Origin of the sequence: Pedobacter indicus, assembly GCF_003449035.1 — a bacterium.
GTDB lineage: Bacteria > Bacteroidota > Bacteroidia > Sphingobacteriales > Sphingobacteriaceae > Albibacterium > Albibacterium indicum.
On the sequence record NZ_QRGB01000001.1, the window covers coordinates 3,042,318 to 3,053,498 of the forward strand.

General features: G+C 39.8%; 3 protein-coding genes. All 3 read left to right on the plus strand.

The features are described 5' to 3' along the window. The first annotated feature begins 8 nt into the window (after positions 1-8). Complete coding sequence (locus tag D3P12_RS13395) at positions 9-8,471, plus strand: non-ribosomal peptide synthetase (protein WP_165438742.1); 8,463 nt, start codon at positions 9-11, stop codon at positions 8,469-8,471. Between the two features lie 115 nt (positions 8,472-8,586). Then, a complete protein-coding gene (locus tag D3P12_RS13400; RefSeq protein WP_118196308.1) occupies positions 8,587-9,342 on the plus strand; it encodes a 4'-phosphopantetheinyl transferase family protein in 756 nt (251 codons plus the stop codon). 24 nt (positions 9,343-9,366) lie between these two features. Beyond that, entirely contained in the window at positions 9,367-11,178 is a 1,812-nt protein-coding gene (locus D3P12_RS13405; RefSeq protein WP_118196310.1) for an ABC transporter ATP-binding protein, read from the plus strand. The last annotated feature ends 3 nt before the right edge of the window (positions 11,179-11,181 follow it).

Below are 11,181 nucleotides of genomic sequence, written 5' to 3' on the forward strand. Positions count from 1 at the left end.
AAGACACAATGGAACTCACACAAAATATAGACAACAAGACAATTGATTTACAAGAAGTAGATTTCGACCCATTTGCCGGACCAAAACTGGTTAAAGTCATTCCTACAACTCAATCACAATTAGAGATCTGGCTTTCCTGCATCATGGGCGGTGACGATGCCAACCGATCTTATAACGAATCTATCTCTCTGAAGCTAAAAGGCGACCTAAACACACAGGCCATTAAAAGTGCTATCAATACCTTACAAGATCGTCATGAAATTTTACGCTCCACATTTAGTCCGGATGGAAAATCCATTTGTATCTACAAGCCATTCCCAGTCAGCCATACTTATCGAGATCTCTCCGAAGAAAATCCGGAAAATCAGCAAAAGGAACTCGACAAACTTCATAAAATCGACGCTGAGTCAGTGTTTGACCTCGTCCGCGGCCCTTTATTACGAACCTATTTAATAAAAACCACAGAACAAGAACACATACTGAAAATTAGTGCTCATCACCTTGTTTGTGACGGATGGTCATTTGGTATTATATTAGAGAATCTCAGCGCCATCTACAATTCTCTTGTCGGAAATAAAAAAATCACGCTTGAAACCCCGATCCCATATAGCCATTATGCCCAAGAAATTCAAGAACATACCTCTTCAAATGAATATAGGGAGATAGAAGCTTTTTGGTTGAATCAGTACAACGATGTGCCAATACTAAATTTACCGACCGATCGTGTCCGTCCCCAAGTTCGTACATTTAAAAGCCACCGAGCCGATTTTTCAGTTTCTAAAAACATCATCGAATCGCTAAAAAATCTAGGTTTACAAAAGAAAGCCAGCCTCATAACAACCCTCATATCCGCATTTGAAAGTTACCTATACCTGTTGACGAAACAGAATGACATTGTTCTTGGTCTGCCAGCGTCGGGTCAATCTGCTACCGGCAATTATGAACTCGTAGGACATTGTGTTAACCTACTCCCCTTGCGCAGTAAAATAACGGGCAGCGAACGCTTTTTAGATTATCTCGAAAAAAGAAAATCAGAGATTCTGGACGCATATGATCATCAGCAATTTACCTTTAGCAGCCTCCTTCAAAAACTCAATATTGCCCGCGATAGTTCCCGCGTACCTTTAGTCCCCGTCATCTTCAATGTCGATATGGGAATGGATGCTAATGTTTCGTTTAGTGGTCTAGAGCATGAACTATTTTCTGATCCACGTGCTTATGAGAATTTTGAAATCTTCCTGAATATTACAGGAACCGAACAAAAACTCAATTTTGAATGGTCTTACAACTCGCTCCTCTTTACTTCCGACACGATCGAAAGAATGATGGGTGAATTTCAGAGCTTACTCGAATGTTTAATAGCAGAACCATCTATAAAAATCAAAGACATCCACATTTCCCGAAACAGGAGCCTATTAAAAGACCTTGATCAATGGAATAACACAGTTATTACTTATCCGAAGAACAAAACCGTAGCTGATCTAATTAATGAAACCGCCATCAAATACCCTTCAAAGGCAGCCATCATTTTCAATGATCAAGAAGTAAGCTACACTCAGCTTAACCAACAGTCGAACCAGATTGCTCATTACCTGATCAACCAAGGAGTCAAAGAAAACGATATTATAGCATTAGTTGCCGACCGGTCTCCTGAAATGATCATCGTCTTATTAGGTATTATCAAGTCAGGTGCCGCTTATCTACCACTTGACCCCCAGTATCCCGAAGGAAGAATCAAGTTTATGCTAGAAGACTCCGGGGCAAAATATGCTCTTGTTTCTCAAACGCAACAGGCCACTCTACATACTTCGACGACGATGCTCATTATTGAAGATTTACTACTTAACCTCCAAGATACATCCAGTTCCTATCCGTCGCTCAACCTGACCACCGATCGCACAGCTTATCTCCTTTACACATCGGGCTCAACCGGCAAACCAAAAGGAGTACAAATAAAGCACCCTAGTTTAACAAATTTCCTGTTAAGCGTACAAAAAGAGCCCGGCATTAAAGAGAACGATGTTTTGCTGGCAGTTAGCACCATATCGTTTGACATTGCTGCCACCGAAATCTTCCTCCCGCTTATTTCCGGAGCATCTGTTTACCTTGCAGACACCCACTCAACCAGAGACGGCCGGTCCCTCCTTGATATTGTCCAAAACAAAGGTATCAGCATCATGCAAGCCACCCCATTAACGTGGAGGATGATGCTCGCTGCCGGATGGAACCAGAAACTACCTTTGAAAGTTATTTGTACGGGTGAAGCCTTCCCCAAAGATCTTGCTGAAACACTTCTTCTGAAGAGTTCAGAGGTTTGGAACGGTTATGGCCCCACTGAAGCCACCATTTGGGCTAGCATAAAAAAACTAAATGCTTCCGATGAATTAATTACCATTGGCAATCCCATTGCCAATACCCAACTATACATTCTAGATGAACATCTGTCTCCTGTGCCCTTAGGCACTTCTGGAGAATTGTACATAGCCGGCGACTGCCTGGCCGATGGTTATCTTAACCGCCCTGACCTTAGCGATCAAAAATTTCTTCCAAATCCTTTCAAACCCGGAACCAAGATCTATCAAACCGGTGACCTCGGTTATCGTCTTCCTAATGGCGAGGTCGTTTGCCTCGGTCGTGCCGATGCTCAAGTTAAAATAAGAGGTCATCGAATCGAGCTCGGTGAGATCGAATATAATTTAAGTCAGCAGGCTGGTATCAAGGAAGCGGTCGTCATTGCAGAGGGAGATGATAAAGACAATCAACAACTACTAGCGTATGTTGTCCCAGATGAAAAAGACAGTTCCGGCTGGATGGAACGATGGGATGACCTCTATACGTTAGGTATAAAAAGTGAGGAGTCAGTCCCATTGGAAGATCAAAATCTAGATATCGCTATTATTTCCCAATACAATAACCAAGAAGACATCAAAGAACATGGTCGTGAGTGGACCCAAGAAGGGCTAAAACGCATTCGTGCACTAAAAGCGAAAAAGATCCTTGAGCTAGGTACCGGAGGTGGGCACCTTCTTTTTGAATTGGCACCCAATGTCGAAAAATATATCGCCACGGATTATTCTGATGTTGCAATCAGCAAGTTAAATGACAAGTTGGCTTTGAATAAGGAAAGGTGGAAACACGTAAACGCATTTAGAGCACCTGCTGATGACTTCTCATCCATCCAAGAAAAAGACTTTGATCTTATTTTTTTCCATGGGGTTGTTCAATATTTTCCTACCTTGGAATACCTTGTTAAAGTTCTTGAAACCGCTGTTGACCACCTTCGAGATGGAGGCTGCATTCATATTGGAGACTCGCAAACGCTCAGTGCGATCAGCATGCACTTTGCTACCGAGCAACTCGCACTTCTGCAAGATCAGGTGACAGTTGATGAGTTTGAAAAAATAGTCAGGTACCAAACTGAGAAAGAAGAAGAGATATCCATCGATCCAGGTTTCTTTTATTTCTTGCCCCAACTTATCCCCAATATCACAGCTGTTGACGTGCAAATTCGCGGAGGAGACTATTCAAACGAAGCAACCAAATGCCACTACGATATTTGGTTATACAAAGGTGAAAGCGTACCAAGAACAGTTGCAAATGATATCGTCGAGACATGGCATGAAAGAAGCTCTTTAGAATCTATTGACACTTTGTTAAGTGACCATAGCAATAAAGTCATTTTAATACGAGATATACCAAACCAACGTGTTGTAAAAGATTACGCACTAAGCCAAATCGTTAGAACCTTAGATAAGAACGATACTGTTAAAACCATCAAAGGGAAACTGCGAGCCATAAATCCTACAGGAATTAACCCTACGGAACTATGGCGTCTGGGTGAACAGCGGGGTTTTAAAACTCATATCCGATGGGCCAACGATGCCTCAGATGGAAATATCGAAGTCGTGTTTATCCCTTTTCGTTTCGGCGAATGCTTACCTGATGCACCTTCACAACTGGTTATAACTTCAGAAAAAGAATATTTACGAATAAAAAAAGATACCGTCGAGATTCTAAACATACCTGACCATCAAATCCATCTTTGGAGAAATACGTTGAAAGCATACCTTCCCGAATTCATGATCCCAAATGCTCTGATTGCACTTAACCGCTTTCCTACAACGGAAAACGGAAAAATAGATCGCAAGAGCCTACCTCAGCCAGCAAAAATCTCAACTGAGACACAATCTAGCCAAGCGAAACCCGGCAATGCAACTGAACAGTTGATCCATGACCTTTGGTGCAAACATCTTGATCTTACCTCCGTTGATATACACAGTAATTTCTTCGAGCTAGGCGGCCACTCTCTCATCGCCGTGCGATTGATGCTTGACTTAGAAAAGGAGACAGGGATTCGACTCCCTATTAGTGCATTATTTCAGAATTCTAGTATTGGCAAGCTCGCAGAATATGTCGATAACAAAAATCATTTGCAAAATGAATCACTTCCCAATGATCTATCAAAAAGTCTCAAGGGAACTGACTCCCCGACTAAAACAGTTCCAGCTATTGAACCCCAAAAAGAGATCTGGGTAGCTTGTATGCTAGGGGAAGACGATGCTAGCAAATCCTATAACATTTCATTTTCATATCGATTTTCCGGATCATTGGATCGGACTGCGATGGAAAAAGCACTGCAAACGCTTGTCGATCGGCATGAATCCCTGAGAGCTACGTTTAACGAAGACGGCACAGGCATGATTATCAGAGACTACCAAGAAGTGGCTTATATTTATCAAGACATTTCAGATCTCACACCTGAAGACCGCAATATATTCATCGAAAATCTCATTGTAGCCAATTCTGATACTGTTTTAGATTTGAGTAAGGGTCCATTATTTAAAGCCAATTTAATAAAGGAGAAAGAAGACCAACATTTTTTAGCTGTCACATTTCACCATATTATTTGCGATGGATTTTCCAGTAGTTTAATAATGAACGAACTGACCGTTTTATATGACAGCTATGTACAAGGCAACACCGCAAATCTACCTTCAGCGGAATCCTTTGCTGACTACGCACTTTCAAAACAAGAGTTTTATCAATCTCCTCATTATGATGAAGTGCAACGTTTTTGGGCAGACCAATTTAAGAGTGAGGTGCCTGTTCTGGATATACCAACCGACTCTTCCAGATCAATTAAGAGAAGTTATAACGGCTCTCGTGAGTTCTATAAAATTCAACCGAGCCTCGCCGATAAATTTAGAAAGATTGGATTTAAGTCCGGTTGCAGCAGTGCCATCTCCTTGAGAGCTGTTTTGGAAATATTTTTACATCGTGTTTCTGGACAAGAAACTATCGTAAGTGGTCTTCCCACAGCGGGGCAGTTAAGTGCAAAGAACCCAACACTCGTTGGACATTGTGTGAATCTCCTTCCGATTAAAGCTGATATTAATATCGAATCTTCTTTCTTAGACTACTTACATTCACGTCGTGATTATTTGCTCAACGCGTATGACTTTAGTGAGCTAACATTTAGCTCTCTGGTCAACAAGCTAAATGTAACTCGGGATCCATCGAGAATCCCACTTACACCTGTCGTTCTCAATATTCAATCGGAGCCCTATGGGCTTCAATTCCACAACCTAACAGTCGAGCCAATCGCTCAAAAGAAATTATATGAGACATTTGAAATCGCTATCAATGTCGATGATTTAGATTCGGGGATGTTTTTTCGTTGGGACTACAACGCGGACTTGTATAATAGCAGGACAATTCGCTATTTCCATCAGCTTTTTGAACATATTATGAAGCAAGTTTGTGACAATCCAGCTATACTTATTAAAGATGTCGAACTTTATCCTTTACCTTCTAAGTCACTCGCGAACGATATTCAACCAGTAAATCAATCTATTTACGATTTATTGAAGAGCTCTTTCAACAAATTTTCATCTGCAACCGCCATACGTTTCAATAAGGAATCAATCACTTATAAAACTCTGAATGAGCGTACAAATCAGCTCGCTCACTTATTACTTGAAAAAGGAGTACAGGAGGGCGATAAAGTAGCAATAGCTATGGATCGTTCAATAGAAATGATCATCTCCGTTCTAGCAATCGTAAAAGCTGGCGCTGTCTATGTTCCAATAGACATTACTTTCCCGAAAGAAAGAATAGAGAGAATTCTACGAAATGTTCAACCGAAATGTGTCATCAAGTCGGACGATTGTCTTAACTTTTCAAGGTCGGATATCCCTATGTTTGATATTAATGACTGCATGAGGGTGTGTCAAAGTCGAAGCAAAAAGAACCTTGACATGCAATATGATGAATATAATCTAATTTTCATACTTCATACATCGGGTTCTACCGGTCAACCAAAAGGGGTTTGCATGGGGCAAAAAGCAATGACTAATCTTCTCTTATGGCAAGCGCAAAATTCCACCGCAATACAAGGAACGAAAACACTGCAATTCTCCCCTATTACTTTCGACGTTTCATTCCAAGAAATTTTCTCAACCTTAACTACAGGTGGAACCCTAGAGCTCATTACAAATGAAGAACGGTTAGACGGCTTAGCTCTATTGGATCAAATCATTGCTAAAAAAGTTGAAAGGATATTTTTACCATTTGTAGCGTTGCAGGCGCTCGCTGAAAATGCTGTCGATACAAATACATTTCCCCTAGAGTTAAAGGAAGTAATGACGGCAGGAGAACAGTTAAAAATTACGCCACAGCTTATCAAATTCTTTTCAAAGATACCTTCGGCAAAACTATTCAATCAATATGGCCCTACAGAGGCACATGTTGTCAGTCAATTTACCTTGACTGGAGAACCAACAAATTGGCCAACCTTACCATCAATTGGGAGACCGATCAATAATACCAATATTGTGATTTTAGACACTCAATTAAAGGAAGTTTACCCAGGGACAGCTGGCGAACTGTGTATTATCGGAACTTGTTTATCATCAGGTTACCTCAATATGCCGGAAGCCACGAATGGAAAATTTATTATTTGGCAAGTCGGTGACCACTACCACCGCATATATCGCACGGGCGACTTGGCCCGATATTTACCCGATGGTAATATTGAGTACTTAGGAAGGATCGACAGCCAAGTCAAAATTAGAGGATATCGTGTGGAGTTAGGTGAAATTGAAGCTGAATTGACCCGGATACCGGAAATTACACAAGCAGCCGTTAAGGTACAGGAAGATCAAATTGGGAACAAACGTTTGGTGGCTTACTACACCCTAAACAACATACATGATTACGCAAATGACAATGATGCGAAAATCAAGGAATGGAGGTTTACTTTAAAAAACAACCTTCCAGAGTACATGATGCCGCACGAGTTTGTTCGACTGGGTCAAATGCCCAAAACACCTTCCGGCAAGATTAATCGTTTGGCATTACCATCGATTACCGAGTTTTCCAATACTAATAAAATGAAGGAAATCAAGAGTCCTCAAAATTCAAATGAATCTTTTTTATTAAAAGTTTGGAAGAAAACGCTAGGGATCAACAACATTAGTACAGACGATAATTTTTTCGAGTTAGGTGGCCATTCTATCTTAGCCGTTAAGGTAATTCTTGCAATCGAAAAAGAAAAAGGAACACGACTACCCCTGGCTATTTTATTCGAACGACCAACGATCGAAAAGTTAGCTTCAGTTATCGACGGCAATCCTGAAAAGGTAAGATGGAACTCTCTGGTAACAATCAAATCAACCGGAAGTAAGACACCTATATACCTGGTACATGGAGGAGGGCTAAATGTACTCACATTCGAACCACTTGCTAAATATATGGATAAGAATCAACCAATATATGCACTTCAAGCATTAGGATTAGACGGCAGGAAAGAGAAGCTATTATACACAATGGAGGATTTAGCTCAACACTATATTTCTGAAATATTAGAAAGCAACCCCACTGGCCCTTATATTCTGGGTGGATATTCGTTCGGGGGACTCCTAGCATATGAAATGGCTAGGCAGCTGATAGCCATGGGTAAAAAGATCGAATTTATAGCTATTCTTGATACTTACTGTGGTGGAAGAGACAAACGAGAAGATAAAGGAAACAGGATACTGCGGAAAATAACTAGGCAATTTATTAAGTTTGGTTTTATAACTAGATCTTTCCTACACAATCCATTTGAAACAGTAAGATACCAATGGGTATTCATCCAAAACAAGATAAAAAACATTTTCTCACACAACTATGTTGTAAACGATGAGTTTTTTACCTATGACGCTGAAATAAACCGCAGCTATGATATTGCATACGAGAACTATAAAATGAGTCCGATGGATGTTGAGGTGCATTTATTTAAAACTCAAAAAAGATTATATTTTCTTGATGATGGAAAATATTATGGATGGAAAAAATATGCACTAAAAGGAGTTAGGGTATACGAGGTTCCGGGTGACCACAAAACATTCTTATTATCACCTAATAATAAAAAATTCTCTAGAATTTTACAAACTGCTATTAATACTCAATATGCAAGAGTAAATGCATAGGAAACTTGATAAATACTAAATCATTACGCTATGGAATTATACCTATTAATTGGTATTGTAAGAATCTGGCTGTCAAGATACCTTTACCTTAATTCTAATGCTATAACAATATTTCATGAATGCAGTAATGATTGACCCGATAGAAATCCGAACACAATTTATTCCAAGTATTATTTGGCAAAAAAATGACTCTATCGCAGACACCGATCTAGACAACACCGTCCATATATGGAAAATAAAGGTACCGGAACATTTTTGCTCTCTATTTAAGGAATACCGACATATTCTAAATTCTAAAGAGTATGAAAAAGCTAAAAACTTTCACTGGGAGGATGACTTCCGCAGTTATTTAACAGGGAGAATGGTTTTAAGGATCTTATTAAGTAAATACCTTGACATATCAGCATTAGATATTGAGTTTGGAGCATCGGGGACAAAGCCTACAATACATAAGAATGATAATTTAAAATTTAATCTTTCCTATTCAGGTGAGTATATTTTAATCTCCTTGTCTAAAACAGAAACTGGCATTGATATCGAAAAAATCAACCCAAAGTTTGACTATAAGAGCCTTCTGGAATCATGTTTCGCAGGAGACGAAAATCAATTTATTTTAGCAGATTCTAAAAATAGCCGGCGAAACTTCTTTCTTCAATGGACACGGAAAGAAGCCCTATTAAAATATACGGGGCAAGGTATTATCGACAACCTAATCATTGTTCCAAGCATGGATGGAACCCGATCAATAACGGAATCTGGGTTAGATCTCCACGAAGATCTACAGGTTGTGAGCTTTGATATCAGTCAGGATTGTGTTGGAACGATTGCCTACCCAAGGCACCTAAAAACAGTCAAATATTATACCTGGTAACAGTAACAACAAATCACAAAAAAGATGATCAGGGCAGCTGCTAGACGTATTCGCGTCATCAAGTCGAACCTTAACGTTCTTCATATCTTAAAATTTATATGGAAGGTCTCACCAAAAAAAACATTAATTTCGCTAGGTTGTATTTTAATAGAAACGGGTATTTTCTTCGTATCACTCTATGCTTTAAAACTATTGATTGATACTGTATCGGAAAATACCGATAATATAGGCAATCCTGAAGTTATCAACAGCCTTATTTTAGCGGCGGTTTCCGGAATTGCCTATATCGCCATTAAATCGTTGTCTGTTTATATCTCTGAGGTTCAGTCTCAAACAATTGCAGAACACATCAGCGATGAAATCCATGAAAAAACAATTGCACTTGATCTGGCATTCTACGAAAGTCCAGATTATTACGATATGCTGAACCGTGCATTAAATGCCGGATCTGACAGACCCGTTGCCGTAATTAATACACTTTTTGAAATACTAAAGACCATCATGTCCCTAGTCGCTTTCGGCATGGTTTTGATAACTATCGACTGGACACTACTGCCCATTCTTGCCCTCTTCGTAATCCCAACCATGTTGGTGCGTATCAGTTTTGCAGACAAATTCAATGCCTGGAGAATCAGGCAGACTCCGCTTGAGCGTCAGTCGCAGTATTACAGTACCCTTATTACCACTGAACAGCATGCTAAAGAAGTCAGAAGTTATGATCTCGGAAAATATTTCAAAAATGCCTTTATGAAGGTCAGAATGACCCTACTAGGTGAAAAACTAAAAATCAGCAAAGATCGTACAAAAAACGAAGTGATTACCGCTAGTTTGTCCAGCATCGGATTTTTTTCCTGCATAGCCTACATCATTCTTGGTTCGCGAACCAATAGTATTGGCGATATTACGGTGTTCCTGGTTATTTTTCCACAATCATTCACCCTGCTTCAAAACTTATCTACCCATATTTCTACATTGTATCACCACAATATATTCATCAACAGCATTTTCGAACTCTTTGAACTCAAACCATCCTTGCAGGAGCCACAAAGAGCTGAACCTGTCAAAACTCATCTACCGGTGAATTTTGAATTTAAAAACGTGAATTTCTCTTATCCCAATACAAGTAAAAAAGTCTTACAAGACATCTCCTTTAAAGTCAAATCACGCCAAATCATCTCAATTGTGGGGATGAACGGAGCAGGAAAAACTACCCTTATTAAAATGCTGTGTCGCTTCTACGACCCACAAGCAGGTCAGATTTTAATGGATGGGAAAGACATTCGAAATTATGCAAGCAAAGATTACCGCAAGCAGATAGGCATGGTATTCCAAGATTTCGCCAAGTATCAGGTAAGCGCAGCCGACAATATCCGCTTCGGGAATCTCGAGAAAGAATTTAAGCTCACTGAAATCAAAGAGGCTGCCGAAAAGTCGGGTGCTAATGTGTTTATCGAGAAATTTCCAAAACAATATGATAATATGATGGGAAGGATCTTCGATAATGGCCATGAAGTAAGTATCGGTCAATGGCAAAAACTCGCCAATGCTCGTTGTCTCTATTCCGATGCCCGCCTTCTTATTTTTGATGAAGCGACAAGTGCCCTTGATGCGCAAGCAGAAAAGGAATTTTTCGATGATTTCAGAAGACATATAGGTGACCGGGCAGCAATCATCATCAGTCACCGTCATTCCGCAGTTAAAAATGCAGATCATATCTATGTTTTATCAGGCGGCAGAATTAGTCAATCCGGAACGGATGAAGAACTGTTAAATCAAGATGGCGACTACGCAAATCTTTTTAAAAAAGACAGCGAATTAGAACCTCTAAAATTATAAATC

Bases quoted from the DNA above. Each gene is read 5' to 3' on its own strand.
- D3P12_RS13395 (WP_165438742.1), top strand. From the start codon at position 9: ATGGAACTCACACAAAATATAGACAACAAGACAATTGATTTACAAGAA.
- D3P12_RS13400 (WP_118196308.1), top strand. From the start codon at position 8,587: ATGAATGCAGTAATGATTGACCCGATAGAAATCCGAACACAATTTATT.
- D3P12_RS13405 (WP_118196310.1), top strand. From the start codon at position 9,367: ATGATCAGGGCAGCTGCTAGACGTATTCGCGTCATCAAGTCGAACCTT.